This is a genomic window from Nocardia sp. NPDC019219 (assembly GCF_040632645.1).
GTDB classification, from domain to species: Bacteria; Actinomycetota; Actinomycetes; order Mycobacteriales; family Mycobacteriaceae; genus Nocardia; species Nocardia sputorum.
The window spans coordinates 1-26,608 of sequence record NZ_JBEYCG010000020.1 but is presented as its reverse complement, the minus strand read 5'-3'; the positions used below and the strand labels follow the sequence as shown (position 1 = coordinate 26,608).

Below are 26,608 nucleotides of genomic sequence, written 5' to 3'. Positions count from 1 at the left end.
TCGCCATGCGACGCCGCCACGTCACACAGCCCGATCATCGTAAGCGCCGAATCGGGTCATCTCCGGCAGCCACGCCGGATCATCGGATGTCCGATAAGGCCGCCCCGGTCACAGTAGTGGGCGCTATTCGCCGTGCGAGGCTCGCCAGAGGGTGTGTTCGCGGCTGATCGCTTCCTCGGCGTCGGATACCGCGACGGCCCAGTCGCCTTCGGTGTGGTTCTGCTCCAGAACTTCAGCGACGATGCTCAATTCGTTCGAGGCGACGGCATAGGCGGCGGCCGCGGTGCTGTGCTGCCGGGCCGACGACCACGCGGCCAGACCCGCGACGGCCGCCGCGAAAATGCCTGCCAGGTCGAAATTGACCGCGTTGAACGCCTTTGCCAGCGCCCCGGCGACACCCGCGACCTCGAAAACGAGCGACATCGTGCCGTATATCTGGGATCTGCGCTGATGGTAGTCGGATTTGGTGGCATACCACCGTTGTTGTTCCCGGATGCGGTCGTCCAGGTAGACGCGGCGGCGTTCGTCGAACGGGGCGGAACGCAACTGCCGCATGCGATCGCTGATCGCCGGGGCGGTGGTCGGCCGCAGCGCGAGCGCCGAAATGTCCTGACGTAACAGCCGTATGCGGTCGATCAGCATCCGATCGGCCTCGGCCGGGGAAAGCGTGCCGACGAACGGCGCACCCTGGACGGCGTACTTCCAGGTCAAGGTCTTCACCGACTCGGCGAGCGCGCGGCCTTCGTACCACGACTTGCCCGGACGGCTGCGTAAGACCCCGACGTCGACGGCCAGGATTCCGACGAACGCCATCGCGGTCAGGATGGCCGCTATGTCGGTGCCCGACGAGCCGACGCGGACGGTGAAGGCCGCGCATGCCGCTGCCACCACAGCCAGCCAGAGCCGGGCCCCATAGGCGCGGAGATAGAATTTCTGGCCGTACATTGCCGCCGTGTCCGCGGACTGGAAGAGCCCGGGATAATCGTCAGCGTGCTGCACAGGCCGCGCACCCCCCTCGAACCGACATGGCCGAAGGGTAGCAGTCGGGTGCTACTTCTCGAAACGATTTGCGCAGCTTCACAATTGCGATTGCGCGCGCCGAAGATCCGTGTTCCACGCGACGCGGCGCGTCATCCATGACGGACCTGCAGATCCGCCATGAGATACCGGGTCGTGGCCCGATGACCATCCGTCACGGCGATCCGGGCGACCCGCGGGGTGGTACCGGCATTCGGTGAACGGCTGTCCATTCGAGACCAGTGGTGCAGCACCTGCGCTTTCAGGAATGCTCGATCGCTTTTGTCGTCGCAGAGGAAGACGACCTTGGTGATGGGGAAGCGGTCGATCACGCGTTGCAATTCGAACCGCGTTCCGGCGTTGGCCGGGACGTATCCGGCCAGATCCAGTACGACGTAATCGACGCGGGACAGCAGCATGTCCACTGCCGCTTGCCAGAAACTGACGTGGCAGAGAATGGGACGGACCGGGTAACTGCCCGCAGGGTCGCGGACCCGCACCCCTAGATCCGTCACGCCCATCAGCCGCCTGCGCCCTGGCGGGAACGGCTCGGCCGGGTGCTTGGCCAGCTCCTCGCGCAGCATGCGGGGCGAAGCCACGAACATGGTGCGGAAGGTATTGTCCTGGCGGATTTTCCGGACTTCTTCCGGGCTGACCGACGCGGCGCTGCGCAATAGGTGCACATACCCGAATTCTCGCCACGCGCCGCGCAGGAACTCGCGGGCGCGCGCCCGATTGTCGAACAGGCGAAGATAGACGATCTGTACCGGCTTCGCGCCGATGACGTTGGATCGCAGCGACACCTGCCGAAGAGCGCCCCCGCCTCGCGGCGGGGTAATGAACTTCACGGTGAGCGCCGGGATCTCCGCTGCGCGAGACCAGGCCGGATCCGGTCCGATCGGACTGATCCGGGCGCTGTACGCGGGGTCCGTGGACCACTTCTCGACAGTTCGGCTCGCATTCCACCGCCGCCACCGCAGGGCGACCGACACCAACAGCACGGCGGCAAGCAGTGTCACGAACCCGAGGACGGCCGGCTCCAATTCCGGCGCGGGACGCCGCGTCCCGTCGGGCTCCTCCACCGACACACCGCCGACCAGGACCCCGACGAACAGCGCGACCGGCACGCCTACCCAGAGCAGGCGCCGCACCGCAGCCGATCGATGACTCCGGACCGCCTGCACCGTGGCCATGTGCGTCTCCCGTGGCGGCACCAGCATCGCGATCTGATCGGGAGCGCGCTCCACGCGCCGCCGGATCGACCTCGCTCGCAATCCGCGCGATGCGTCGCCGACGGCCTCCGCACCGGCGGCGAAGGCCCCCACACCGAGCACCGCCAGCGGAAACAACACCAGCTGCCGCCACGACGACAGATCCACCACGGGCACCCATACCGCCAGCAGTTGCGGCCCGCGAGCCCAGACCACGACGACAGCCGCCACCGCCGCCGCGAAGCGGACGGCGTTCCCGGCCGCCGAGCGTATCGACGCGGTTTCCTCCTCGCGGACGCGCCTGTACAACTCGTTGTCGCCGATTCCGCTGACTACCACTGGCGTACCGTCCCGCCCCTGCCGACGAACATCCACGAGCCGCCGCGCACTCCGGCCGCATTTCTCGCCGAGCACCAGTATGGACCCGGGCCCGGGCGAGCACATCCGCTATTCCCGCACCCCGCCGTCGGACTGTTCCGGTGACGAGCGACGGCTCGCCGCAGCGCTACACGATGCGCACCGGCGCGGACTTCGGGAAGACGACCGGCAAGGCCCCGAGCGCCCGGTGGAACGGGCCGGGCCGCCATTGCAGTTCGCTCTTGGGCGTGGCCAACTGGATCTCCGGCAGCGCGTCGAGCAGCTGATCGATGGCATTCTGCACCGTCATGTAGGCGACGGATTTGGCTGGGCAGGCGTGCGGTCCCGCACTCCACGCCAGGTGGGAGCGGTTGCCGATCCGGCTGCCGCCGGGCTCGTCGGTCCCCCGGATCTGGGGGTCGTTGTTGCAACCGGCGAGGCTGATGACGACCGGCTGGTCGGCCGGCAGCCAGACACCGTCGACCATGATCGGCTGCCGCGGGTATGTCGTGCAGAAGTTCGCCATCGGCGGGTCGTTGAACAGGACCTCGTCGAGCGCGTCGGTGGTGGACAGATTCCGGCCGAGGACGTCGCCGAAGCGGAACCGGTCGTCGGTGATCATCAGCAGCAGGGCGTTCGTGATCAGGTTGCGCTGCGCCTCGAATCCGGCCCCGTAGAAACTCATGAGCTGGGCGAATATCTCGATGTCGTCGAGCTCGGTCGAGTGATGCGCCAGCCGCGACGTGACGTCCTCGCCGGGCTGTTGGCGCTTGAGCCGGATGAGCTGCATCAGCGCCTCTTTCAGCATCTTCATGCCCTCGGGCCCCCGCACCGTGTCGAAGCGCGCGGCCATACCGGTCGCGACCCGCTCGCCGATCTCGGCCGGGCAGCCGACCATCTGGTTGAGGACTTCGAGGACGAGCGGAAAGGCGTACTGGCTCACCAGATCGGCGGATCCGGCTTGGCAGAACGAATTGATCAGCGGGACCGCGATCTGCTCGACCATGGCAGGCACGTCGAACAGATCGATTCCGTCGATGGCGTCGACGGAGGCGTGCCGATAGCGATCATGGGCGAGCCCGGTGTTGTACCGCGCGGCCGGATACCACTCCATCATCGGCCGGACGGGCGAGTCTTCCGGGATGGTCTTCTGCCACGTGCGGGGATCGGCCGGGAAATGGTCGGGATCACTGAGGATGCGCACCGCGGTCTGGTAGCCGATCACCAGGGTGGCCGGGACGCCGGGTGCCAGCTCGATCGGAACCAGCGAGCCGTGCTCGCGACGCATCTCGCGGTATGCGCGGTGCGGGTCGGAGACGAACTCCGTCGTGTACAGCTGCACGCGCGAGGCATCCGCGTCGGTCGGGAATCCGTGCTGGACGGGGCACGCTCCGGTTCCAGTGGGGTGCGGCGCGGCCATCGGGGACTGTGGTGTGGTCAAGAACGTGACTCCAGGTAATGGAACAGCAATTCGACGAACGTGATCGGTGAGCGGGCGCACGTGCCTTCCAAGACCTGTCGTCCAGAGCTGGGCGACCCGCTTACGCTAGCAACATAGCAACGCTCCGTTCGTGGCGCTGACGAAGGCGGCATCGGCCGGTCCACGAGAGCCGCTAGCGGACAACGCAATTCGCCGAATCATCCGGCGGCATCCCGGCGAACGCGCTGGTCGACTCGGTACGGCACGGTCATCGCGAACCAGCTCGGAACCGTACTCGGCCCGTGGCTATCGTGGCAACCCGCCGACGGCGATTCGGCGTCGGCTATCGCGGGGCAGATCACTGTTCGCGGCCGTCACCGGCTCCGGCCAAGGTCACCGTGGTCGCGGCCGCTTGCCGCGCGGCGTCCACAGTGCATCGGCCGAGCCCGCAGGCGGTGGCGACGCCGTAGGCCGCGCGTCCGGCCGCTTGCTCGAACAGAGCGAGCGCGCGAGCGCTGTCCTCGCCGGAGTCCGGAGAGACCACGCCGGCGATCACTTTCCAGTCCGGATCGAGCTTGCGCAATGGTGCGTAGAACCGTGGGTCCTGCGGAGCCGGCTCGGCGCCGTAGGCGCACGGGATATGCACCGGGGGTAGTGGAGTCCCCTGTTCGCGCAGCAATCGTGCGGTGCGGCCGAGCAGCTTCACCGCCGGGGCGAGAGTGCGTGGGCTCAGCAGGCTCTTGTGCTGGTAATCGCCGTAGCACAGGTGGACGATCGCTTCCGCCCCGATCTCGTGCATGCGGCCGAGGACACCGGCGAGTTGCCGCGCGACCAGCGGGGCGAGTGCCCACTGCGACCGCAGCTGCTCGGCTTTGACCATGCTCAGCAACGCGATGGGCGACTCGAGCTGCCAGACCACACGATCGCCGTACCGCTCGACGATCTCGGCCATCTCCTGGACCACCGCTTCGGTGAACACCGGCAGCTGCCGCAGCGCATCGACCACGAGCCCGGAGCGCCGCACCGCGGGCCAGACCGGGAGCCCACCGGAGACGGCGGCGGCCGCGAAGACGAACATCGCCAGATCCAGCGGGTTGGGTTGGCTGATCTGGACTTTCGTCGTGGCCAGCTCCGGGCGATCGCTTCGCAGCGACTCGAACGCCTCCACGACCCGGCCGATTCGCTCGACCCGATTCATCGAGACATGCCGGGGCTCCAGCGTGCACCCGGACCGCAGGCCGTAGCTGGGGAAATCTCCGTAGTCGGCATACTCGCCCGCCCGGACGATCTCGAAGACGTCGGCGTGCTGCTTGCGCGTGCGCAGGTAGTCCATGATCCAGTCCGGATCGAGGTCGCACGGCAGCGCGGTGACCGGCCGCCCCTCACTGTGGTCGGCAAACCATTGCATGACGGCACGATCACCCGTCATCAGTTCGGCAGGCAGGCTGCCGACATAATGCGCGAATCTGGTCATCTGTGGCTCTTCTGTTGTCGGGCCGCGGGATACGCGACCCAGGGCATCTCCGTTACGCCGATCGGTAGCTGTGCAAGCGTACACGGACGCGCTCCGATCCCGCACCCCCTGATGTCCACCCGCTATGGAGAAGCGCAGGATGGTCGCGTGGATCCGTACCGTCACACCGAATCTGCGAAATTTCGCCACACGCAGATGGATTCGCGGTCTACCATCGGTCTCGTCCGGAACGGTTCGCCGGGTAGGACAATCCGACGGCGGCCGGTTCGTACCGGCGCCGTGTGTCGCGTACCGATTTGCTGTGCACCACTGATCAGAGCCGAACAAACGTAGACTGTCGACAGCGTCATCGTCGATCGTCTCGGTAGAGATCTCGGGGGTGAGGGCCACGCAGGACAATCGAAATGCTCGGGTCGAGGCGTTCCCGGCTGTTCGCCGGTGAAATCCGTCTCCCCGCGATCCGATCGACGATTCGAAGCAATTTCGGCACCCGCGCGCCCTGCGGTGCTCGAAGTACGCCGGTTCACCCACCCGTCGGCGCGGTAGATCCGCGGTGCCTCGCCCGCGCGACGGTCGCGAGAACCATCAGACAGAACGGAGTACCGCATGGCCTTCGAATTTCTCGTGCCCGCACTCACCGCGCTGGTCGCGGTGGTCGTCTTCGTGGCCGGGGATCGCCTACATCCGAAGGCGTGGCGGCACACCGACGACGACACCGTCGGCGCGCTGGTGCTCAATTTGATCAACACGATTTTCATGGCGGTGGTCGCGTTCATCGTGGTGATCGCCTGGCAGCAGTACGACAACGCGCGCAATCACACCATCGCCGAAGCCAAGGCGCTCATCGATACCTACTGGGCCGCGCACGGCATGCCCGAGCCCGACCACGCGAGAATCCAGGGACTGGTCCGCGAGTACACCGAGCAGGTCCTCACCGAGGAATGGGCGGTCATGGCCGATGACGGTCGTCTCAGTCAATCCACCCAGGACACCCTCGACGACCTGCGTGACGCGGTGGCCGCGGTGAACCCGGCGGACGACGGGGTCGACGAACTCCGCACCAGCGCTCTGACCAGTCTCGACGCGGTGGCCCAAGCCCGCGCCGACCGTGCCCTCGACGCTGCTTACCGAGTTCCCGGCTTCCTCTACCTGGCCATGTGGATCTGCACCGTCCTGCTGCTGTTCAGCGTGGTTCTCTCCGGCGTCCAGGTCACCAAGCGCAGCGTCGTGACCACTGCGCTGCTCGGCGCGATCGTCGGTGTGGTGATCCGGGCGATCTACAACCTCGACGAGCCGTTCTCCGGCGGGAACGTGGTCCCGAAGGAAGCCTTCGAACTCGCTCTGTCCCGGTATCAGCACACCACGTGACCTTCCGGCCCGGTTTCGACTACGACGAGGCGACTGCACATGCGAAGCAACCGAGACGCAACTCGAACTCCGAGATGGGCAAAGGGTTTGGCCACGGCGATGCTGCCCTTGACCGTGATGGTATTCGCGGCTCGGCCGCTGGAAGCATCGGCGGAAGCCCCGCCGTGGCTGCCACTCGGCGACCTGGCGACCGGAAGTTCAGGGGACGCTGCCGGTCCCGTGAGCCCCCACGCGAGCAGTGATCCGAGCTTCGGCTCCGACCTTCTCTCATCCGGCAGCGCCTCCGGACCCGGTTCCGAAAGTCCCACTGGCGGTGGATCTCTGGCGCTCGGGCCGATTCGACTGCCTTCCGGCAGTGCGGGCAATGTCGCGACCGGCAGCGCCGGGGCCGGCGGTGCACGCGGTGGCCTGCTCGCCACCGGTGATCACGAACTCGGCAACGGCACACCGCCGACGGCAGACGCCGCACCCACGCCGACCGCCATGACGGCGAGTCCGGCCGAAACATTGGAACTCGACACGGGCAGTGTCCAGCTGGCGTGTTCCGGAAGCGCCGCCACCGGTAGCGCACTGTTGCTGCTCGGGCTCGCGACGGGCAGCGGCTTCGGCTCCCTCGGCTCCAGCTCCCTCGTGCCGGGCCTCATCGGTCCCGGGTCCAGCGGGTCGAGTCTGGGCAGCGCCGCCGTCGGCAGCGCCTTCTCCGGCAGCGCTTTGCTGACCTGCTTGTTGCTGCTTCCCACCGCCCCGCCGGTGCCTATGAGCCCCCTCCAGCTCGGGCCGCCGCCCCCCGAAGTCCGCATCGTTCCTGCTCCGGCCGACATACCCATGCGGACACAGCCGCGAGCCGAGAGCCCTTCGATTCAGTCGCCCACGCCCCCGCCGAATCGCCCGCGGGGAAAAGACGTTCGAGCTGTCGAACCGCTCCACGACCCCGAAACGTGGAATCTCATGAAGCTGATGACGGTTTTGGTGGTCACGGTCATCACCGTCGTCGGCATCCGCATCTCGCCCGGCGCGAGACGAGCCCGCTGAGCGCCGGGGCGCGCGGACAGCCGGTCGCTGCCACGAATTACAGCCCCGGGTGCGAGCTGCCGGACGGTACGGTCGTAAACGCTCGTGCGGGTGTCGGTTCAGCCCGACACCCGCACCCTCGGCAACGCCCGCGACTACGTCAGCGCGGGGCCATCCGGATGGCGCCGTCGAGACGGATGGTCTCGCCGTTCAGCATCGGGTTCTCCACGATGTGGCGCGCGAGCGCTGCGTATTCGGCGGGATCGCCGAGTCGCGAGGGGTGCGGCACCTGCGCGCCCAGGGAGGCGATGGCCTCGTCGGGTAGCGTGGCGAACAGCGGGGTGTGGAACAGACCCGGCGCGATGGTCACCACGCGGATTTTGATCGCCGCGAGGTCACGCGCCACCGGCAAGGTCAGGCCCACGATCCCGCCCTTGGAGGCCGAGTACGCCGCTTGCCCGATCTGGCCGTCGAACGCCGCCACCGACGCGGTGTTGATGATGACACCGCGCTCCTCGCCGACCGGTTCGGTCTTCGCGATCCGTTCGGCGGCCAGCCGGATCACATTGAAGGTGCCGATCAGGTTGACGTTGATCACCTTGGTGAAGTCCGCCAGCGGGAACGCCCCGTTCTTGCCCACGGTCTTGATGGCGTTGCCGATACCGGCGCAGTTCACCGCGATCCGCAGGTCGCCCAGCTCCTGCGCGGCATCGAGGGCCGCCGTGACCTGCTCCTCGTTTGTGACGTCGGCCGCGGCGAAGACCACGCCGTCACCGAACTCTTTGGCGACGGCTTCCCCGGAGGACGACGGCAGGTCGATGATCACGACCTTCGCCCCCTTGCCGTGCAGCTCCCGCACGGTCGCCAAGCCGAGTCCCGACGCGCCACCGGTCACCGCGGCGACCGAGTTGCTGATCTCCATCCCACTCCTTCTCTCCGGGTCGTCGAACGGCGGCGCGAGCCGCCGGCCGACGGTTTCCGCTGTCACCCCGGTGCGGGGAGCCAGGCGCCGTGTCCGTTCGGGACACGGCGACAGGCTAACCGCCCAGGGAGCACTAAGTAAACAGCCATTCTCCTTCGAAATGGCGCGGAGGCCACCCGGGGCGACGCGAACCCCCTGCAAGAGCGGGCACCTCGGCGTGATGGCAAGCTGTCCGTTATGGCCGATATTCGCCTGGACGTCTCCGACGCCATCGCCACCATCACCCTCGACCGTCCCGCGCGGCTCAACGCGTTCACCACAGCGATGGGGGCCGAGCTGATCGAGGCCTTCGACACCTGCGACCGCGACGATCGGATCCGCGCGGTCATCCTCACGGGCGCCGGGCGCGCCTTCTGTGCCGGCGCGGATTTGTCGGCGGGCGCGGAGACCTTCGTGGCGGACGACCCGGATGCCGCCGAATCCTTCCGCGACAGCGGGGGCGAAGTCGTGTTGCGCATGTTCGAATCCCGTAAGCCGATCATCGCCGCCGTCAACGGCCCGGCCGTCGGGGTAGGCATCACCATGACGCTCGCGGCGGACTTCCGGCTCGCCGTGGACAATGCCCGGATCGGGTTCGTCTTCAATCGGCGCGGCATCGTTCCCGAGTCCTGCTCCAGCTGGTTCCTGCCCCGGCTGGTACCGATGCAGACCGCGCTGGACTGGGTGTACTCGGGCCGTCTCGTGGACGCGGCCGAAGCGCTCGACGCCGGATTGTTCTCCGCGCTGTATCCGGCGGACACCCTGCTCGACGAGGCCAGCGCGCTCGCCCGCCGCGTGACCGAGCATTCCGCACCCGTCTCGGTGGCGCTGTCCCGGCAGATGCTGTGGCGCAACCTCGGATCCGAGCATCCGATGATCGCCCACCGCATCGAATCCCGCGGCATCTACCACCGCGGCGCCGCCGCCGACGCCAGGGAAGGCGTGACGGCGTTCCTGGAGAAGCGGCCCGCCCGTTTCCCGGACAGCGTCGAGCGCGACCTCCCGGACATCTTCGGCGACGATCTCGCGGTCCCGCCGTTTCGGCCCTAGATCGTCCGCGGCACAAGCACATTCGACGGTCCGGTCGGCCGCGATCAGGATCCGCCGACCGTCGCGAGGAACTCCCGCGGCAACGCGGTGATCGCCACCGGCCGTATCAAGTCGAAATCCCGCACGACGTTCCCACGGACGGATACTGAGTCCGGAAAGCCGTTACCGGTGCCCTGCTCCCCCGAGCTCGGTCCACGCCACGGCGCGCAGCGGGAACGAACCCATTCCGCGCACCGGCGCCGGCAGTGCGACCAGCCTGGCGCCTGCGCCGGGGACCGCGTCCAGATTCGTCATCTGCTCGATGATCGGAATTCCGGCGCCTAGCAGCGTGTGGTGACACGGCCGCGTCGGCAGGGACGTGTCGTCGATGTTCAGCGAGTCGATACCCACCAGAGCCACATTCGCCGCCACCAGGGCATCCGCCACCTCACCGATCAGGAACGGATGCCCGGGTTCCCGATACGCCGGCGAGCCCCACTTGGCCGACCACCCGGTGTGCACCAGCACCGCCTTGCCCCACAGGCGCGCGGGATCGCCGAGCACATCCGGCCCGACCGCGCGCAGGCCCGAGGCGCGGATCATCACGATCGGCACGTTGAACAGCCGTTCCACCGGCAGCTCGGCGACATCGGCTCCCCCGGCGTGGAAATGGAAGGGTGCGTCGATATAGGTCCCGGTGGGACCCACCATATCCACGCGCGCGATGTCGTAGGTCATGCCGACCAGCGGCGATTGGTCACGCCCCACCGCCGTAGTGACCCGCGGCGCGGGCAGGCCCGGCTGGGTGAGCATGCCGTCCGAGATCGGATGCGACAGCTCCATGATCGCTCGGCTCATGCCAGGGACGCTACCGCGCTCGCGCCGGGAGGCGTTCCCTTCGGCGGCGCCGTGCCGGTCGAAATCGGTACATGCGAATCGGTCCGAAGAAGCGCAGAATGGAAACCGGAAGGTCGTTATGCGATTGCTACAGGGTCTACTCGGCGTGGTGCTGGGAATCCTCACGGCCGTGCTCGGCACGGTACTGGGGGTGTTGGCGGCCGTGCTGTGGCTGGTCGGCGCGGTACTGTGCGTGACGATCCTCCTGCTTCCGCTGGGCCTACCGGTCGTGAAACTCGCCCGCCGTCTGTTCAGTCTCTCCCGGCAGCTGATGCGTCTGCCCTGAGGACTCTCGCCGCCGCGTCAGTCGATCAGGTCGCGGAGGGCTTCGATGACGACGCCGGGCATCTCCTCCGGAAGAAAATGACCGCATCGCACTGTGCCGGCCCGCAGATCGCGCGCCCAGCCGGACCAGATGGACCGTGGGTCGAACGGAAGGACGATCTCACCCGGATCCTGCCAGAGCGCGGCGACCGGCATGCTCAGCCGCCGACCCGCACGACGGTCGGCTTCGTCGTGGACATTGTCGAGGTATGCGCCGGCTCGATAGTCGGCGCAGATCGCACGGACAGCGTCGGGGGCGCGGGACGCCGCGAGATACGCGGCGCGGACGTCGGCGGGGATCGCGCCGGGGATCCGGCACCAGCCGTCGAGGAAGTGCCCGAAGAACAGATCGGGGTCGGCGAGGATCATGCGCTCGGCCAGCTCGGACGGTTGCGCGAGCAGGTACAGATGGAAGGCGAAGATCCCGGAGGTGCCCCGCAGTGTGGACCACATGTCCGCTGCCGGCAGCACGTCGAGTATCGCGAGATGGCTGATCGAGTCCGGGTGGTCCAGACCCGCACGGAAAGCGACCAATCCGCCTCGATCATGACCCGCGAGCGCGAAACGATCATGGCCGAGTGACCGCATGAGCTCGATGACGTCGGCGGCCATCGTCCGCTTGGCGTACATGTCGCCATCCGGCTCGCCGACGGGCTTGTCGCTGTCGCCGTAACCGCGCAGATCCGGGCAGATCACCAGATGATCCCGCGCGAGGTCGGTCGCCACATGGCGCCAGGCGAGATGGGTCTGCGGGAAGCCGTGCAGCAGCACGATCGGAGCGCCGGACCCGGCCATGGCGACGTGCAGACCGACGTCACCGACCGGCACCCGCTCGTAGCTGAAGCCGGCGATTCTGTTGCTCATCTCTCGGACGGTAGAGCACGGCACCGACAGGCGCGGGGCATCGCCCTCTGGTCGAAACGGCTGCGATTCCGGCGGACTCGACGGCACTGAACCGTGCGGCTTCTCCGTGCGCGACGATACCCGCGTCACGAGTCCTAGACAGGTAATCTTCGATCGTTTTCCTGAATCCAGATCCGCCTCTGCCTCCTGATTGATAGTCTTATCCCGGTTGAACTATCAATTGCTCAACCCTCCCGCACGGAGCGACAGCCGACCGCTTCGCGCGCCGGGATGGGTTGTCGCGCCGAGGAGTAGAACGTGTCCGAGTACGCGGCGCCCGCTCAGCGGTTCCCCGGCGAAGGCCGGGAGCCGGTTCCGCTCCTGGTCGCGCTGAGCAGCCGAACCGCCGCGAACGCACGCACTTTCGGTCGCACAGTCCGGCTAGGCGTCCGCTCCACCGCGTTGCTCGTCTCCGATCTGTTCCTGCGCCGCTTCCCGGCACGCGAGGCGCTGGTTCAGGCCTGGTTCTTCGCCTCGGTGTCGCTGCTGCCCGCGATCCTGATCTCGCTGCCGATGGGCGTGGTGATCGCGGTCCAGGTCGGCAGCATCACCGAGAACGTCGGCGCCGGTTCGATGGCGGGCGCGGTCGGCGGCATGGGCGTCATGCAGCAGATCGCTCCGCTCGCCGCGGCGTTGCTGGTCGGCGGCGCCGGCGCGTCGGCGATCGCCTCGGACCTGGGGGCCCGCACGATCCGAGAAGAGATCGACGCGTTGCGCACCATGGGAATAGACCCGCATCGCCGGCTCGTCGCCCCGCGTCTTCTCGCGATGACCGTGGTGGCGCCGATGCTGGCCGTGCTCGTCATCCTGATGAGCATCCTGGCCGGCTTCCTCGTCGCCTCCCTCGGGCAAGGCGTCGCACCGGGTTCGTACTGGTCGTCGTTCGGCAGTTTCGCCACCGTCACCGACCTGGGCATCTGTATCGGCAAGGCGGCGGTCTTCGGCTATCTGGTCGCGGTGATCGCCTGCCAGCGCGGACTGGAGGCGCAGGGCGGGCCGAAGGGCGTGGCCGACTGCGTCAACGCCGCGGTCGTGCTCGGTCTGCTGACGTGCCTGGTGGTGAACCTCGTCATCACGCAGGTGGTGCTGCTGTTCCTGCCGTTGGAGTTCCTGTGATGGCGTTGCGCAGTGGGCTGCGGACCGCCCGGCCGTCGGAGTATCGCCCCTGGGGGCTGCGCTGGACACGACGTCTCGCACGGCTGTGGGATCCCCTGGAGGAGTTGGGTTTTCAACTTCGTTTCGCCACCGCGGCCTGCCTGGGCGCCGGTTACGCACTGCGCCGCTACCGCAAGCAGGTCGTGGCCGTCTTCACCGATCTGGCCTGGGGCGGCGGCCGATCGGTGATCGTCGGCGGCGGCGTGGTGCCTGTGCTGGTCGTCATGGGTGTGGTGGCGGGAGCGATGATCGGCATCGTCGGCTTCACCGCACTGGACATGCTCGGCTTGGGGCCGCTGGCCGGGGCGATGTCGGCCCTGGCGAACCCGCGGGAACTGGCCCCGCTGATCGCCGCGGTGGGCTTCGCGGCGCAAGCCGGATGCCGGATGACCGCCGAGATCGGGGCCATGCGCATCTCCGAGGAGATCGACGCGCTCGAAGCCCAGGCGATCGACCCGATCCCGTATGTGGTGTCCACCCGGTTGATCGCCGCGGTGATCACGGTGGTGCCCACGTATCTGATCGCGCTGGCGCTCGGCTTCTGCACGACCCGCCTCACCGTCACCGCGGCACACGGCCAGGCGTCCGGCGCGTTCACGCATTACTTCCAGCTGGTCGTCGCCCCGATGGACCTGGTGTATTCGCTGATCAAAGTCGTGGTTTTCGTGCTCCTGATCACCGCGGTGCACGCCTACCAGGGTTTCTACGCGACCGGCGGGCCGGAAGGGGTCGGCATCGCCTCGGGCCGGGCGATCCGCGCGAGCCTGGTGCTGATCGCCTCGGCGGACATGGTGATGACGATCGCCATGTGGGGTTTCGATACCGATATCAGCTTCGCGGGGTGAGGAATCCATGAGTCGTGCGACGCAGTTCTCGGTCCGCGGACCCGGCCGAACGGGTCTGCGGTTGCGCGGGTTGGTCCTGCTCGCGGCGCTGGCCGTGCTCGCAGCGGCCGTGTGGCGCACGGTGGAGCCGAACCGCGCGGGCCTGGCCGGCTTCGATCTGGTCATGACCGGCCTCGGCGACGGCGTCGGCACGCACACCGCGGTCCGCCTGCGCGGCATGACGATCGGCTCGATCGAAGGAATCGATCCGATCGGCGCCGACCGGCAGCGGGTGCGAGTCGGTGTCGCGGCGCCGCGGCTGGCCGAGTTGTCGACGAGCATGCAGACCCGGTTCGTCTCCGCCAACGTCTTCGGATCGACCGCCCTGGAACTGGTTCCGATGCCGGGCGGCGACCCGCTCACCGCGGGCGCGGTGCTCGACCTGGGCGATCGAGTGGACAACTTCACCGTAACCCGGATCCTGCGCGACTCCGGTCACGCCGTCGCCGACGTGCTGACCTCCCGGATGTCGGCGTCGCTGGAGAACGCGGCGAGCCTGACCGCGGCGGCGGCCCCGATGCTGACCTCGGCCCTCCTGCTCGCCCGCACCTGGCAGCGCGCGCAGCCCGGCCCGCTGGCCGAGCTGCTACGTAAGTCGGCGGACGTCACCGAAGGAGTCGGCGCGTTCACGCCTTCGGCGTTGAGCATTCTGACGGCCCTCGCGTCGGTGACGGAACTGGACGACGACCTGCGAACCCGCCAGGCTTCCGACACCATCTCCGAGGTCTCCAACCTCGTCTTCGCCTTCGCCGGTGAACTGGTCGGCGCGCTCGGGCCCACCGCGCAGGCGGTGGACATGCTGCTGGACATGGTGATACCGCTCGATCGCGCGATGCGCGGGGTCACACCGCGGCAGGTGCACGACCTGGCCACCGGAATCGACGGGGCGTTGCACCGCCGCGCGGACCGGGTGGTGCTCGACGTGGAACTGCTGATCGCGGCGGTGCCCGCGTTCCGTCTCCCGGTCCAGGCCGCGGGCGGTGCGGCACGATGAGGACACCACGGGCCGCCGCACTACGCCTGCTGCTGTTGCTGCTGGTAGTGATCGCCGTGGTCACCGCGGTCGTGCAGACGATTCGCCGGCCTGTCGGGGGCGAGACCATCAGCTATCACGCGGAATTCGGCGACGTCTTCGGACTGCAACAAAACGCGGACGTGCGGCTGCGCGGCGTCCAGGTCGGCAAGGTGACCGCCATCTCGCTGACGCCCGAGCACCGCGCCACCGTACGATTCACGCTGCTGTCGCGGTATCGGCTGCGCAGCACCGACCGCATCGCCGTCCGCTTCCAGAATCTCACCGGCCAGCGATATCTCGCGGTCACCGCGACGGAAGAACCGGGACCGTTCCTCGACCCGGCCGAGCCGGTGCGCAACACCGTCGACTCGTTCGACATCACCACGGTCTTCAACGGATTGCGCCCGCTGCTGCGCGAAGCCGACCCACAGGTGTACAACCGGTTCGCCGCCGACCTGGTCGCCATGATCGAAGGCAGCGGCGGCGACGTCGCCCCGCTGTTGCGCGATTTCGCCGCGCTCACCGCCTACGCCGAGGACCGCACGGCCGTCATCGCGACCATCGTCGCGAACCTCGACGCGGTGGCGCTGCGGTTGCGCGGACGTTCGGCGAATCTGGAGAACGTCCTGCGCGTCTTCCACTCCATCTTCATGCCGGTCGCCAGCCGTATGGAGGAATTCCTGAGCCTGATGGACAAGGGCTCGGTCGAGATGTCCGAGATCGTGCGCAGCGCGGAGGCCCTCGCGCGCCTGCTGCTCGGCGCCCGCGACAGCTCGGACGCGCTCACCGAGCGCATCCGGCAGGCCATCCCGGACACCACCGCGGCCGTGCGCGCGTTGTCGGCGCTGCCCGGGCTGCTGGAAGGGCTCAACGCGCTGATCCCCCGGTCGGAGCCGTCCCGGCAGTGCGCGAACGGCACCTTCGCGGTGCCGATCACCGCGGCGGTGCTGCTGCACGGACGCCCCTTGACGGTCTGCGAAGGGAGCCGGCGATGAGATCCGCCCTGCCGCGCCCGGTGTTCTCGCTGGGCGCCGAAACCCCCTCTGCGCGTGCCCAGATGGTGTGGGCTCTGGTCAGCGTGATCGCCGTGACGCTGGCCTTCGCCACGGTGGGCGTGCTGTATCTCCGCCCGCCGGATTACGTGACCTATCGGCTGCAGTTGCCGGAAACGGGCGGCTTGACGACCGGCGACAGCGTACGCATCGCCGGAGTGAAGGTGGGCCGGGTGACGTCGATCCGCCTGGGCGAGGAACACGTCGACGTGGAATTCATCGTGCGATCCGGCAGACGTCTCGGTGACCGTACCGCCGTGGACGTGCGCATGCTGACCCCGGTCGGCGGGCTCTACCTGGCGCTGCTGCCCACGGGCGGTCAGCCGCTGCGCGCGCCCATTCCGGCGGAGCGCGCACGCCTGCCGTTCCTGGTGCAGGAGCTGATCCCGGAAACCGTCCGGGTCACCGAGCAGATCGACACCGAGTCGCTGCGCACGACGCTCGACGCCGCCGCGCACGCGCTCACCGACGCCCCCGGCACGGTCCGGCAAGCGGTGTCCTCGCTCGGCGCGGTGGTCGGCGCGCTGGCCGAACAGCGGAATCAGGTGCAAGGACTGCTCGAACTGTCCAACGAGTACTTGGTCACCGCACGGGACAACGAAATGCTGGCCACCGAGGTGATCCGCGCCTACGCCATTCTGGGACCGCAGATCGTGGCGGCGCGGGCCAAGGTCGAGATCTTCGCCGACAAGGTGACCGCGGTCGTCGGGCTGCTGTTCGATTTCCTCGCCGGTCCCTACGCCGAGAAGCTCGAACCGATATTCTTCCCGGTCGAGCAGAGCCGCGATCTGAGCCGCGACCTGTTGAGTTCGACGGACGCCGTGATCACGGCGATGACTCGCACGCTGGAAGGACTCGCCGGATCGGCCGGGCCGGAGGGCCGTGCGCTCATCGATCAGAGCGGGCTGACCGTGCACCGTCCCGAGGTATGCCTGCCCGTGCCCGGAGCGGGGTGCTGATCATGCTGGTATCAGCGAGGCGACGCCGAGTACCGGCGCTACTGATCGCGACGGCGGTGGCGATCACCACGGTGGCCGGTGCCGCGATGCACGGGGCCGAGCGCCCTGCCCGCGCGGTCTGCGCCTTGTTCGACGACACTTTCGGGCTCTATCCCGATGCGCCCGTGACGATCCGCGGTGTAGCCGTGGGGAAGGTGCGCGCGCTCGTTCCCGACCGCGAACACGTCCGGGTGGAGATGGCTCTCGACGAGCGCGCCCTCTCCGACCGCGTGCGTGCGGTAGTGGTGAATTCCTCGATCCTGACCGACCGTCGCGTGGAACTCGTGGATGCTTCGCCGCGGGGCGGACCGGCGCTGCCCGCGGATCAGTGCGTCCAGCCCGACCATACGGCGACACCGGTGAGCGTATCCGACGCGCTGGGCTCGTTCACCGGGCTGCTCGACGACATCACCCGCCCCGGACCGGACGGCACCACACCGTTGCGAGCGCTGCTCGACGGCGCGGACCGCGAAGTGCACGGACTCGGCCCGGCCGTCGATCGGCAGCTGCGGCAGTTGTCGGATCTGCTGGCCGCGCCGGACACGTTCGCGACCCAGCTCGGCGAACTGCTGGACAACTCCGCCGAATTGAGCCGGTTCGCTGCCGCCGAATGGACCGACATCAAGACCTCGCTGATCACCTTCGGGCCCGGGCTGGAACTGCTCGAACGCACCCTGGTGATCGTCAAGATCCTGGTCGGCAAGCTCGCGGCGGCGATCGGCCCGCTCGACCGGTTGTTCAACCACCACTTCCCCTACCTGATGGAGATCCTCGAATCCTCGGTCCCGATCGTGACGTTGGCGCGAACCAGGGCCGAGGAATCCCGTGATCTGCTCGCGGGCGTGCCGGGGGTCATGACCATGTTGCGGAACATGATCCAGGACGGGTCCGGCGTCACGTTCGACTACCGCCCACCCACACTCGTGCTCGGCGCGGCCGACGCGCAGGCGCTGTGCGCGTCGGTACCGGATCCGCGGACGTGCGCGGTGCTTTCGGCGAAGTCCGCCGCGATGCCGCTGCCTGCGGCCCTCCTCGCAACCGTCGGAGGCACGCGATGAACCGGAGACTGCGCCCGGCCGCACGGCGGCTGCTGCACGCGGGCATCACCGTCATCCTGCTCGCCGGTTGCGGTTTCGACCCGAGCGACCACGCGCTACCCGGAACCGGAGTCGACGGGCCCACCTACCGTCTCGCCATCGAATTCGAAACCGTGCTGAGCCTGCCCGCAGGCGCCCGGGTCCGCAGCAACGGCGCGGACGTCGGGCAGCTGCGTTCGATCGACCTCGTGCCGCACGCCGCGGTGGCGCACATCGACGTGCGCGCGGGCGTGCGCCTCCCGGTCGGAACACGCGCCGAGCTGCGGCAGACCACCGTCCTCGGCGATATCTACCTCGCGCTGTCGCCACCGCCCGACGATCGCGCCGGTCTGCTCCACGACGGGGACACGATTCCGTTGCGCGACACCGGCACCGGCCCGCAGATCGAGCAGATCCTCGAGCGGATGGCCGCGTTCGTCAACGGGGGCAGCGCCGCCAGGATGCAGGACGCCATCGAGCGGATGAGCAGCGCCCTGCCCGAGGACCCCGCCGAGACCAGGGAGCTGGCGGGGCGCATCGCCGCCGATCTCGGTGACGCGGCCGACGGGATCGACGACATCGACCGGATCGTCGCTGCCACCGCGCAACTGACGCAGCGACTGCATCAGATGCGCGAGGACGTCGGATTCGTCTTCTCGGAGACCGCGGCACGGCGGCTCGGGCGCGTCCCGGAATTCATGACCGCGGTGCTCAACGTCGTGATCGACGTCAACACCCTCACCACCGGGTTGGACTGGCTCATCCCCCGGCTGCCCCCGCTCAACGACGCGATGGAGCGAACGGCGATCCTGTTGCGTGAGCCCTCGCCCGACGCGACGGTCTGGGTGGGCAACGGCGCGCTGCTCGCGGAAGTGCTGTCCGGCAAAGTCGTTTCGTTCCTCGGCGACCCCGCACTGGATCTGCGGCGCGTCGGGCTCGCGGGCAGCTCCGACCGGGACGTGGACGCGCTCATCCTGCTCCGCCTGATCGGAGTGCTGCCATGACCCGGATTCCCGCGTGGTTGTCCGGCCTGGCGCTGGCGGTGGTCACCGCGCTCGGCAGCGGCTACCTGATGCTCGGCGTCCTCGATGTCGAGCCGATGGCCGCGCGCGACCGCGTCACGGTGCGCATGGACCACGCCGCAGGTCTGCGCCCCGGCTCGGCCGTCGTCTACCGGGGCGTCGACATCGGAACCGTCGACGAGGTGCGCAGCGTGCCCGGAGCCGTCCGGGTCCGGCTGTCCTACGACCGCGTCCACCGGATCCCGGCGAACACCGCGATGAAGATCGAGAACCTGTCCGCGCTCGGCGAGCCCGTCTTCGCGTTCCTGCCCGGTCCGATCGACGACCCCGGCCGCACGGCTTACCTGCACGACGGTGACGAGCTGATCGGCACGATCGACACGCCCGCCACCGTGCCGGAACTGCTGGCCGCGTCGTCACGTCTGCTCGACCAGACCGACGCGGCCGCGATCGGCCGGCTGGTGGACACGTTCGCCGCGGCGGTCGAGCATGCCGGGCAGATGGCGCCGTCCATCGCACGAGCCGCCGGACTGCTCGCGCTCACGCTGGCCCGGCATCAGCCTTCGCTCGAAGCGGTGCTGCGTAATCTGCTGCGCCTCATGCCCGACGTCGACTGGGTGCGGCCCGCGCTGACCGCCGCGCCGCCGCAACTCGACCGGTTCGGGGAGACGCTCGGCGTGTCCTACCTGTATCTGTTCGAGGGGTCGGCGCTGTTGCGCGGTCGCGAAGTGCTCGGTTCCTGGCGGGAAGAGGAGCAGCGTTTCGTCGACTTCCTGCGACAGCTCGCTCCCGAACTCGGCGCGCTCGGCGTGGCGCTGCGGCCGGTCTCGTCGGCGTCCGGGGCCTCGCTCGGGGTGGTCGACATGGCGACCCTGCTCGACCGGGCCCTCACCGCATTACCCGGCGACCGCTTGCGGATCACCCTCCGGACACCGCCGGTCGGGGAAGGAGAACGATGAGCACCACCGACAAGACCGTCCGGAAGGCCGCGAGCCGCACCGCAAGTGAACCCGGAGCCGAACCCGACCGTGCCGTCGTCGATGACCAAGGCGAACCGGTAGACACGCCCGGCAGGGCCGGAAGCCCACGACGCCTGCGCGTTCCCCGACGACCAACCCGTTCCACCGCCGCCGCGCTGGTGGTGACCGCGCTCGCCGTCGTGGCCGCCGTATCGTTCGCTGTCGGCCGGCTCGGCGACAGTTCCGACGACGAACTGGCGTCGCTGCGTGCGCAGCTCGCGGTCGACGCGGCCGCCGAACAGGCCGCCTCGACATACGCGCTCACTGTGTCGCAGGTACGGGCGGGCGATATCGAGGGATGGCGGAAAGCCCTGCAGACCGGCGTGAGCCAGCAGCTCGCACCCAAGCTGTCGGCGGCGGTCGACGTCGTCGGGCCGTGGTTGAGCCAGATGGAATACACCGCGACGGCGAAGCTGCTCGCCGCGAAAGTCTCCCGGCGCGACGGTGATCTGTACGTCGTGCAGGTTTTCGTCGACATGAATTCGCGGAGCAGGCAGACGCCCGAGGGCGTCACCGCGACCGCCGCCTACACCGTCACGCTCAACCGCGCCGCCGACTGGACCATCACCGACGTCGGCGGCGTCACCCCGGATCTGCCCGCGCCCGCACCGCGATGAGCAGGCACCGGCTTCCATGGTGCCCGAACAGGAGAAGATGATGACCAGAGCCGCGCGTAATGCCGTCACAATCCAGACGGCGACTCCCGAAGCGACCACGAAGGCGGCTGCCACCCGAGAGGTGTCGGTCGACGGTGAGCGGATCGAGCTGGTGTCCCCGGATTCGATGACCGCCGAGATGGTCGGTCACTGGACCTATCTCGTGGTCGAGGGCGCCGCGTTCGCGATGCAGGGACTGCACCCGGTGATCCGGGATGTCGTCGACCGGTATTCGGTCGCCCGCACCGATCCGCTGGGCCGCGCGATCCGCTCCGTCGACTCGGTGCTGCGCTGGACCTACGGCGGTCTGGAGGCCATCGAGGAGGGCAAGCGGCTTCGGTCCCTGCACGAACCGCTGACCATGCGCAACGCCGAGGGCAAGCACATCAGCGCGCTCGATCCCGGGGCGTATCAATGGGTGATCGCCACCGCCTACGTGACCACCGCCAAGGCGGGGCCCCTGCTGATCGGTCGCGAGTTCACCGCGGCCGAGCTCGATGATCTGCTCGCGGACAACATCCGCATCGCCCGGATCCTGCGCGTACCGATGAAGGGCTACCCCTCGAATAGGGCGGAATTCGACGCCTACTACGAGCACATGGTCACCGACGTGCTCTGCGCGACCGACGACGTGCGCCGGCAGTTCGCCGATCTGCGCGACGGCGATACCGAGCAACTGCGGGCATTGCCCGGGCCCCTTCGCGCCCTCGTCCGCGGGCTGGCCCGCCCCATGCTGCGTTTCAACTACCTGTCCATCGTCGGACTGCTCGATCCGCGCCTGCGCGCCATGGTCGGGGTCGAGTGGAGCGAACGGGAACAGCGGCAGCTCGAACGCGTCTACACCGTCATCCGCTTCGCCTATCGGGTGCTTCCGGAGCGGCTCACCTACTTCCCCATCGCCTACCACGCCAGGAAGCACCATCGGTGCATACAGCGCATGCAGGAGCGGGAACTGAAGTCAGCGGCTTATCGCGTGCGCCCCAAGCAGTAGCCGCCGGGTGACTAACCTGCGCCCGGGTGCGGGAACAACAGTGGCGCCAGGAATCGCCGGGCGAACTCCTTCGCCGCCGCGGCATCGGCGAGCGGCAGCGCGCCCCGCGGATTGGAGATGAACGACATCGTCAGGCGGACGAACAGCTCGGCGACCACCTCGGCGTCGAAGACGCCCAGTTCGCCCCGCTTCTGCCAGTGCACGATGAAGCGCGCGACCAAGGTCCGGCCCTGCTCGATGAATTCGTCACCGGTGAGGAACCGCGTGAGTTCACCGGCCGCCGACGAGACGCGCAGGCTGTGCGTCAGCAGACGCGGGGCCTTCGCCTCGCTCACGAACGCCGAGAACATTTCCGCCAGCGCGCTCACCGGACCCGCCGAGCGCTGCACCGCCTCCGCCACGATGATGCCGACCCGCTGTGATTCGGCCATGAGGGCGTACCGCACCAGGGCGGACTTGGTGCCGAACCGGCGATAGACCGTGGCGACGCCGACGCCGGCCCCCTCGGCGATGCGGACCATCGTCGTCTCCTCGAATCCCACCTCGGCGAAGCAGTCGCGGGCGGCGTCGACGATGCGGCGCGATCTGGCGTCCAGTGCGGTGAGGTCGGCCCACGCGTCACCCACCGCCGCCGAGAACTCCGCGACGGTCGGGTTGTCGCCCACCCGCCCCTGCGAGCGCGCGGAGGCGTGCGGTTCGACCGGGCCCGTGGCCCTGTTCCGCCGCGTGCCCGCCTCGGGCTTGCTCGAATCGTTCCGGTGCGCCCTCATCGGCGTGAGCCTACCGCCCGTCCGTCGCGCCACCTCGCCACCACCGCCAGCCGTTTCCGCGGACCGGGCGCAGCGGGTCTCGCCGGTTACTCCGCAGGAATGATAGTCTAAGACCTATATCACTATCACCAGTAGTCCAGAGGTGACCCATGGCAACGAACGCAGAGCTGCCCGTTGTTTCCGAGCCCACCGCCGGCGCCGCGCCATCGGCCCGGGTGCGCCCCGAGGTCCTCGCCGAATTCCGCAAGCACACCGGCAGCGTGCTGTCGGGCGTCTTCGCCGGCTCCGCCTTCGATCAGGTGGCGCTCGTCCCCGTCGCCGCCGCCGTGGACCGCACCGGCCGCTTCGCCGCGAACTTCGCCGATCGCGGGGTCCGTTCGGGTTTCTCGGCCTTGCTGGCGATGTGGGGCGACCCCGCGGACCGGCTGGCCGAAGCCGAATGGCTCAAACAACGCCATCGTGACGTGCACGGCCGGGGGCGCGGCGACTACCACGACGTCCGCTACAGCGCCCTGAACCCGCAGACATGGATCTGGGTGGGTGTCAGCGGGATGTTCGTCGCGCTCAACACCTTCACCTACTGCACCGGCACGGTGCTGCGCCCGGAGGAGAAGGAAGCCGCGTATCAGATGCTGCGCGAAGGGTTCTCCGGGCTGGAGCTGGCCGCCCGGTCGGGCAAACTGCCCCCGGATCTGGCGTCGGCGACCGAGTACTACGACGCGATGGTCGAGCACGAACTGGCCGCCAACCCGTTCCTCGTCGAGCAGTTCGCCGGACTGACCAGGCTTCCGCTGCCCACCCTCGGGCTGCCGCCGCTGGTTCGCACGGCGCTCATGCCGTTGTGGCTGCTGCTGCGGCCCTTCGCCGGGCATGTGATCCAGGTGTGCTCGGCCGAAGTCATGCACCCCGGCGTCCGCGCCATGGTCGGCTTCGAAATGAAGCGGCACCACCACCTCGAGTTCGCCGTGTACGTGTGTGTGTTGCAAGCGGCGTGGCGCCTGCTGCCGGATCGGCTGTTGCTGCTTCCGCTGGCTTACAACCGCCTGCAATACGAGAAGTTGGTCCGCTTCCACCGCAAGTACGCACTGGACTCCTTCGCACCCCCCTCCGGCGCGGCAGGCGGCTGCCCGATCTGAACGACCTCGCCGCTCCGGCATGGCGATGATAGTAATTCGAGGATTTACTATCAGAGAATGCGCGGGCGAGGCGCGGTTGCGTCCCGCCCGGCGAGCTGCCATCCTCATGTCCATGATCTCCCACGGAAAGGGCGTCCTGCGCCCGGCTCGATGAGCCCCCACGCGGCCACGTTCGTGGCCCACGCCCTATCTCTCTCCGCCCTGCACGGTCCCGGCCCTTGGCCACGTGATGGGTACCCCCTACCGGACGAGCGGCCCCACGAAGCGGGCGAAATCGCCCTTCCCAGCGTCGTCTACGACGGCGTCAGCACACATCACTTCGGGTCGGACACGCACCCCGTCGCCGAACTCACCGATCGCATCCTCGCCGACCTCGACGATCCGGCCCGCCTGCTCGAGCACTTCGCCGGCCTGCGGGCGGTGCACGTCGCGGACGACCTGGTGACGGAACTCAGCTCACGCTCGTATCCACTCGAAAAGCTCCATCGCGCAGCACGATTCGTGACCGAGAACGCCACCCGGCGCGAGGTCGCCAAGCTCGGCATCGTGCTGCTGGGCACGTGTGGCGACGAGCGCGACCGCGAGCTGCTCCAGTTGCTCGGATCGCTGGAGGAATTCGCCCTCTTCGCCGTCGTCGCGCTCATGAAAACCCAGCCCGATCGGCACCGCGCGGTCTTCGAACTGGCCCAGCGCCTCGACGGCTGGGGGCGCATCCACGCCGTGGAACGGCTGAAGGGCTGCGTCGATCCCGACATCAAAGCGTGGTTGCTGCGGGGCGGCTTCCGCAACGGCGTGATGAACGAGTATCTCGCGTGGATCGCCGCCACGACCGGCGGTCTCTACGAGGCTCTGCTCGACGACGACATCGACGACGCCCTGCTCGACGGCGCGGCGGACATCCTGCGGGCCCTCGCGCTCGGCGGCCCCGCCGAAGACATGTCCGACTACGACGACGCGGTGCCCGCCCTGCACCGCTTCGCCGAGCTGCTCGCCCGCGCCGAGCCCACCCTCGGGCGGCTCGACGCGGCGCTGACTCTCGCACGCCTGACGTCCGACACCGCCTTCGAGTGGCCCGACGGCGAGCCGGACCGGCTGCGCGCCAGGTACGCCTCCCTCACCGCGCAGCAGCGGTGGCGCGATCTGGTGACGCGCGAACTCGCGACCCACGCCGTCCCGGCCGGTTCCGAGACTCCCGGCGAGCGCCGGTCCCACGCGTTCGAGGTCGCGCTCTCCTGCGCGGGACGACTGGGGATGAGCGCGCTGCCGGACGCGTTCGCGCGCTTGCGGAGCGATCCCCACAACGCCTATGTCTGGCAGTGGGCAATGCACCATGCCGGCCGGACCGCGGTCGAGCAGGTCGTTGCTCTGGCCGAAGAGCTGCTTCCGCTCGACGATCTGGCGACCGGCCCGACCGAAGCGCTGGGCCTGGGCCCCGGCTATGAGGCCGACCGGGCGTTCGAGGTCATCGTCTGGAATCTGCGCGAGCATCCAGGCGCCGGGCGCACGCTACTGCCGGTCGCGCTCGGCAATCGGGTCGTCCGGTGCCGCCGGGGCGCCCTCGTCGTGCTCGGCGCCTGGCCACCGGAAACTCGCCCGGCTCGAGCCCGCGAGTGGGTCGCGGCGGCCGCCGAGCGGGAGATCGACCCGGAACTCCGCCGGGACATGCTGGCGTTCCTGGAGACATGAACCGTCCGCCGCGGTGGGCGACCGGAGTCGCCCACCGCGCTCGGCTCCTGCAAGCGATGATCCGCGTCGAATCCGGGCGACCCGGGCCGGCGAACGCCCCTTCGGCGCAGAACTTCCCCACCGCCCGCAGATCGACTGAGCCTGTCACCGTGTCGGGCCGATGCCGCCGCAGTCGAAGCAATCATTTGCCCAGGGTGACAATGCAATACAGCTTTTGGCTGTCACGATCGGAGACGTACTGTCGATACGCGCGCTCGCAGCAGATCAGCGGGCCCCGGCGGCGATGCACCGATTCCGGAGGCGGCGCAGCAGGTAGCGTGTGCCGGTATGGCGACCCCGTTGGCGTACACGGCCACCTACTCCCATTCGGCCGACGCGCTTCGCGCGGCGCTGGCCGACGCGCAGTACTGGAAAGACCGCGTCGAGGAGGTCGGTGGGGCCGACGCGCGGCTCGTCGAGTTCGACGCGGCCGAGGAGCGGCTGCACGTGCAGATGGTGCAGACCGTACCGGCGGCGGAGTTGCCCGGCGCCGTCACCGCGGTGCGACCCGAAGGTCTGGTCATCACCCGCACCGAGACCTACACCCACGAGGGCGGCAGTTTCGACGCCCGTGTGGAGGGCGTGCCCGCCAAGGTGACCGGCACCGTCCGGCTCACCGAGAGCGACAACGCGGCGGTAGCGGTCGTCGAGGCCGCGGCCGAGGTCGGCATCCCCCTGTTCGGCAGGAAGATCGAGGCCGCCGTCGTGGCCAGGCTCGTCGAGATGCTCGCCGCGGAAGCGGAATACACCGACGCCTGGATCGCCGACCACTGAACCCGGCGAAGAACTCCGTGGTGTCCGTCGAGGACGATGGCGTCTACGGACGATCGGCGAGCGCGCTACCGATCGTGTCCCATGACTTGTGCAGGTCGTCTTGCCAGTAACCCCAGGAGTGAGTTCCGCTCGGACGCAGCTCGAACGTGGCCGGTACACCCAGATCGCGCAGCCGATCCCGGAGTTGGCGCGTGCACAGATTGGTGACGGCTTCCATCGGAGCGCCGATGATCAACTGGTAGGCCAGCTGTATCCCGGACCCGTGCGCGCCGTCGAGGGTGTCGTGTGGTCCGGGTGTGCCGGTGCCGGTGGAGACGTAGATGGCGGTACCGCGCAGTTTGTCGGCGTGTAGGTAGGGGTCGT

Annotated in this window: 25 protein-coding genes and 1 pseudogene; 16 read left to right on the top strand and 10 right to left on the bottom strand. The window is 68.7% G+C overall.

The window, feature by feature from the left end; all coding sequences use genetic code 11:
• Nucleotides 1-123 precede the first annotated feature (123 nt).
• From ABZ552_RS29240 to ABZ552_RS29225, 4 genes are all read right to left on the bottom strand, one after another.
• Nucleotides 124-999 carry a DUF4231 domain-containing protein gene (locus ABZ552_RS29240; RefSeq protein WP_357441209.1) on the bottom strand — a complete coding sequence of 292 codons (876 nt, stop codon included), beginning with the start codon at nucleotides 997-999 and terminating at the stop codon, nucleotides 124-126.
• 131 nt (nucleotides 1,000-1,130) lie between these two features.
• Nucleotides 1,131-2,567 carry a hypothetical protein gene (locus ABZ552_RS29235; protein ID WP_281879736.1) on the bottom strand — a complete coding sequence of 479 codons (1,437 nt, stop codon included), beginning with the start codon at nucleotides 2,565-2,567 and terminating at the stop codon, nucleotides 1,131-1,133.
• 166 nt (nucleotides 2,568-2,733) lie between these two features.
• Nucleotides 2,734-4,005, bottom strand: a complete 1,272-nt coding sequence (locus tag ABZ552_RS29230; RefSeq protein ID WP_281880933.1) for a cytochrome P450 — start codon at nucleotides 4,003-4,005, stop codon at nucleotides 2,734-2,736.
• A 358-nt stretch (nucleotides 4,006-4,363) separates the two neighbouring features.
• A complete protein-coding gene (locus ABZ552_RS29225) occupies nucleotides 4,364-5,479 on the bottom strand; it encodes a hypothetical protein (RefSeq protein WP_281879734.1) in 1,116 nt (371 codons plus the stop codon).
• Nucleotides 5,480-6,085: 606 nt separating this feature from the next.
• On the opposite strand from ABZ552_RS29225, the gene ABZ552_RS29220 reads away from it, so the two are divergent.
• On the top strand, nucleotides 6,086-6,847 hold the full coding sequence (locus ABZ552_RS29220) for a DUF4239 domain-containing protein (protein ID WP_281879732.1): 762 nt from the start codon (nucleotides 6,086-6,088) through the stop codon (nucleotides 6,845-6,847).
• 425 nt (nucleotides 6,848-7,272) lie between these two features.
• On the opposite strand, the gene ABZ552_RS29215 is transcribed toward ABZ552_RS29220, so the two are convergent.
• Nucleotides 7,273-7,587 carry a hypothetical protein gene (locus tag ABZ552_RS29215; RefSeq protein ID WP_281879731.1) on the bottom strand — a complete coding sequence of 105 codons (315 nt, stop codon included), beginning with the start codon at nucleotides 7,585-7,587 and terminating at the stop codon, nucleotides 7,273-7,275.
• A 431-nt stretch (nucleotides 7,588-8,018) separates the two neighbouring features.
• On the bottom strand, nucleotides 8,019-8,780 hold the full coding sequence (locus ABZ552_RS29210; protein ID WP_281879730.1) for a 3-hydroxyacyl-CoA dehydrogenase: 762 nt from the start codon (nucleotides 8,778-8,780) through the stop codon (nucleotides 8,019-8,021).
• Between the two features lie 237 nt (nucleotides 8,781-9,017).
• Here ABZ552_RS29210 and ABZ552_RS29205 point away from each other — a divergent pair, with 237 nt between their 5' ends.
• Entirely contained in the window at nucleotides 9,018-9,869 is an 852-nt protein-coding gene (locus ABZ552_RS29205) for a crotonase/enoyl-CoA hydratase family protein (protein WP_281879728.1), read from the top strand.
• 162 nt (nucleotides 9,870-10,031) lie between these two features.
• Here ABZ552_RS29205 and ABZ552_RS29200 read toward each other — a convergent pair whose 3' ends face one another.
• A complete protein-coding gene (locus ABZ552_RS29200; protein WP_281879726.1) occupies nucleotides 10,032-10,706 on the bottom strand; it encodes a cyclase family protein in 675 nt (224 codons plus the stop codon).
• A 118-nt stretch (nucleotides 10,707-10,824) separates the two neighbouring features.
• On the opposite strand from ABZ552_RS29200, the gene ABZ552_RS29195 reads away from it, so the two are divergent.
• Nucleotides 10,825-11,031: a hypothetical protein gene (locus tag ABZ552_RS29195; protein ID WP_281879725.1), complete on the top strand. Its 207-nt coding sequence runs from the start codon at nucleotides 10,825-10,827 to the stop codon at nucleotides 11,029-11,031.
• Between the two features lie 17 nt (nucleotides 11,032-11,048).
• Here ABZ552_RS29195 and ABZ552_RS29190 read toward each other — a convergent pair whose 3' ends face one another.
• Complete coding sequence (locus ABZ552_RS29190) at nucleotides 11,049-11,933, bottom strand: alpha/beta hydrolase (RefSeq protein WP_281879724.1); 885 nt, start codon at nucleotides 11,931-11,933, stop codon at nucleotides 11,049-11,051.
• Nucleotides 11,934-12,293: 360 nt separating this feature from the next.
• Between ABZ552_RS29190 and ABZ552_RS29185 the strand changes: the two genes are divergently transcribed.
• From ABZ552_RS29185 to ABZ552_RS29140, 10 genes are read left to right on the top strand one after another with little or no spacing between them, the layout of a single operon-like run.
• Entirely contained in the window at nucleotides 12,294-13,088 is a 795-nt protein-coding gene (locus ABZ552_RS29185) for an ABC transporter permease (protein ID WP_281919568.1), read from the top strand.
• Nucleotides 13,088-13,972, top strand: coding sequence for an ABC transporter permease (locus tag ABZ552_RS29180; protein ID WP_281879723.1), 885 nt, complete (start codon nucleotides 13,088-13,090; stop codon nucleotides 13,970-13,972). Before ABZ552_RS29185 ends, ABZ552_RS29180 begins: the two co-directional genes overlap by 1 nt.
• 7 nt (nucleotides 13,973-13,979) lie before the next feature.
• Nucleotides 13,980-15,005 (top strand): Mce family protein, encoded by a 1,026-nt coding sequence (locus tag ABZ552_RS29175; protein ID WP_281879722.1) that lies wholly within the window; start codon nucleotides 13,980-13,982, stop codon nucleotides 15,003-15,005.
• Nucleotides 15,002-16,021: an MlaD family protein gene (locus tag ABZ552_RS29170; protein WP_281879721.1), complete on the top strand. Its 1,020-nt coding sequence runs from the start codon at nucleotides 15,002-15,004 to the stop codon at nucleotides 16,019-16,021. The genes ABZ552_RS29175 and ABZ552_RS29170 overlap by 4 nt, the downstream gene beginning before the upstream one ends.
• Nucleotides 16,018-17,037, top strand: a complete 1,020-nt coding sequence (locus ABZ552_RS29165; RefSeq protein WP_281879720.1) for an MlaD family protein — start codon at nucleotides 16,018-16,020, stop codon at nucleotides 17,035-17,037. The genes ABZ552_RS29170 and ABZ552_RS29165 overlap by 4 nt, the downstream gene beginning before the upstream one ends.
• A gap of 2 nt (nucleotides 17,038-17,039) precedes the next feature.
• Nucleotides 17,040-18,134, top strand: coding sequence for an MlaD family protein (locus tag ABZ552_RS29160; protein ID WP_281879718.1), 1,095 nt, complete (start codon nucleotides 17,040-17,042; stop codon nucleotides 18,132-18,134).
• Complete coding sequence (locus ABZ552_RS29155; protein WP_281879717.1) at nucleotides 18,131-19,156, top strand: MlaD family protein; 1,026 nt, start codon at nucleotides 18,131-18,133, stop codon at nucleotides 19,154-19,156. Before ABZ552_RS29160 ends, ABZ552_RS29155 begins: the two co-directional genes overlap by 4 nt.
• Nucleotides 19,153-20,133 (top strand): MlaD family protein, encoded by a 981-nt coding sequence (locus tag ABZ552_RS29150; protein WP_281879715.1) that lies wholly within the window; start codon nucleotides 19,153-19,155, stop codon nucleotides 20,131-20,133. The genes ABZ552_RS29155 and ABZ552_RS29150 overlap by 4 nt, the downstream gene beginning before the upstream one ends.
• Entirely contained in the window at nucleotides 20,130-20,810 is a 681-nt protein-coding gene (locus ABZ552_RS29145; RefSeq protein ID WP_281879714.1) for a hypothetical protein, read from the top strand. The genes ABZ552_RS29150 and ABZ552_RS29145 overlap by 4 nt, the downstream gene beginning before the upstream one ends.
• A 40-nt stretch (nucleotides 20,811-20,850) precedes the next feature.
• Nucleotides 20,851-21,840: an oxygenase MpaB family protein gene (locus tag ABZ552_RS29140; protein ID WP_281879713.1), complete on the top strand. Its 990-nt coding sequence runs from the start codon at nucleotides 20,851-20,853 to the stop codon at nucleotides 21,838-21,840.
• 11 nt (nucleotides 21,841-21,851) lie between these two features.
• Here ABZ552_RS29140 and ABZ552_RS29135 read toward each other — a convergent pair whose 3' ends face one another.
• Nucleotides 21,852-22,610, bottom strand: coding sequence for a TetR/AcrR family transcriptional regulator (locus ABZ552_RS29135; RefSeq protein ID WP_281879711.1), 759 nt, complete (start codon nucleotides 22,608-22,610; stop codon nucleotides 21,852-21,854).
• A gap of 149 nt (nucleotides 22,611-22,759) precedes the next feature.
• Here ABZ552_RS29135 and ABZ552_RS29130 point away from each other — a divergent pair, with 149 nt between their 5' ends.
• From ABZ552_RS29130 to ABZ552_RS29120, 3 genes are all read left to right on the top strand, one after another.
• Nucleotides 22,760-23,746 carry an oxygenase MpaB family protein gene (locus ABZ552_RS29130; RefSeq protein ID WP_281879710.1) on the top strand — a complete coding sequence of 329 codons (987 nt, stop codon included), beginning with the start codon at nucleotides 22,760-22,762 and terminating at the stop codon, nucleotides 23,744-23,746.
• A 150-nt stretch (nucleotides 23,747-23,896) separates the two neighbouring features.
• Nucleotides 23,897-25,432: a hypothetical protein gene (locus tag ABZ552_RS29125; RefSeq protein ID WP_281879709.1), complete on the top strand. Its 1,536-nt coding sequence runs from the start codon at nucleotides 23,897-23,899 to the stop codon at nucleotides 25,430-25,432.
• A gap of 327 nt (nucleotides 25,433-25,759) precedes the next feature.
• A complete protein-coding gene (locus tag ABZ552_RS29120; RefSeq protein ID WP_357441196.1) occupies nucleotides 25,760-26,245 on the top strand; it encodes a DUF2505 domain-containing protein in 486 nt (161 codons plus the stop codon).
• A 43-nt stretch (nucleotides 26,246-26,288) separates the two neighbouring features.
• Here the strand turns inward: ABZ552_RS29120 and ABZ552_RS29115 are convergent.
• A pseudogene (locus ABZ552_RS29115) lies at nucleotides 26,289-26,608 on the bottom strand (esterase family protein); the annotation flags it as partial.

Coding starts and splice junctions, on each gene's coding strand:
- ABZ552_RS29230 (WP_281880933.1), bottom strand. CDS start 4,005: ATGGCCGCGCCGCACCCCACTGGAACCGGAGCGTGCCCCGTCCAGCAC.
- ABZ552_RS29220 (WP_281879732.1), top strand. CDS start 6,086: ATGGCCTTCGAATTTCTCGTGCCCGCACTCACCGCGCTGGTCGCGGTG.
- ABZ552_RS29175 (WP_281879722.1), top strand. CDS start 13,980: ATGAGTCGTGCGACGCAGTTCTCGGTCCGCGGACCCGGCCGAACGGGT.
- ABZ552_RS29200 (WP_281879726.1), bottom strand. CDS start 10,706: ATGAGCCGAGCGATCATGGAGCTGTCGCATCCGATCTCGGACGGCATG.
- ABZ552_RS29170 (WP_281879721.1), top strand. CDS start 15,002: ATGAGGACACCACGGGCCGCCGCACTACGCCTGCTGCTGTTGCTGCTG.
- ABZ552_RS29150 (WP_281879715.1), top strand. CDS start 19,153: ATGACCCGGATTCCCGCGTGGTTGTCCGGCCTGGCGCTGGCGGTGGTC.
- ABZ552_RS29130 (WP_281879710.1), top strand. CDS start 22,760: ATGGCAACGAACGCAGAGCTGCCCGTTGTTTCCGAGCCCACCGCCGGC.
- ABZ552_RS29210 (WP_281879730.1), bottom strand. CDS start 8,780: ATGGAGATCAGCAACTCGGTCGCCGCGGTGACCGGTGGCGCGTCGGGA.
- ABZ552_RS29155 (WP_281879717.1), top strand. CDS start 18,131: ATGAACCGGAGACTGCGCCCGGCCGCACGGCGGCTGCTGCACGCGGGC.
- ABZ552_RS29195 (WP_281879725.1), top strand. CDS start 10,825: ATGCGATTGCTACAGGGTCTACTCGGCGTGGTGCTGGGAATCCTCACG.
- ABZ552_RS29135 (WP_281879711.1), bottom strand. CDS start 22,610: ATGAGGGCGCACCGGAACGATTCGAGCAAGCCCGAGGCGGGCACGCGG.
- ABZ552_RS29120 (WP_357441196.1), top strand. CDS start 25,760: ATGGCGACCCCGTTGGCGTACACGGCCACCTACTCCCATTCGGCCGAC.
- ABZ552_RS29225 (WP_281879734.1), bottom strand. CDS start 5,479: ATGACCAGATTCGCGCATTATGTCGGCAGCCTGCCTGCCGAACTGATG.
- ABZ552_RS29205 (WP_281879728.1), top strand. CDS start 9,018: ATGGCCGATATTCGCCTGGACGTCTCCGACGCCATCGCCACCATCACC.
- ABZ552_RS29160 (WP_281879718.1), top strand. CDS start 17,040: ATGCTGGTATCAGCGAGGCGACGCCGAGTACCGGCGCTACTGATCGCG.
- ABZ552_RS29180 (WP_281879723.1), top strand. CDS start 13,088: ATGGCGTTGCGCAGTGGGCTGCGGACCGCCCGGCCGTCGGAGTATCGC.
- ABZ552_RS29190 (WP_281879724.1), bottom strand. CDS start 11,933: ATGAGCAACAGAATCGCCGGCTTCAGCTACGAGCGGGTGCCGGTCGGT.
- ABZ552_RS29140 (WP_281879713.1), top strand. CDS start 20,851: ATGACCAGAGCCGCGCGTAATGCCGTCACAATCCAGACGGCGACTCCC.
- ABZ552_RS29165 (WP_281879720.1), top strand. CDS start 16,018: ATGAGATCCGCCCTGCCGCGCCCGGTGTTCTCGCTGGGCGCCGAAACC.
- ABZ552_RS29125 (WP_281879709.1), top strand. CDS start 23,897: ATGAGCCCCCACGCGGCCACGTTCGTGGCCCACGCCCTATCTCTCTCC.
- ABZ552_RS29145 (WP_281879714.1), top strand. CDS start 20,130: ATGAGCACCACCGACAAGACCGTCCGGAAGGCCGCGAGCCGCACCGCA.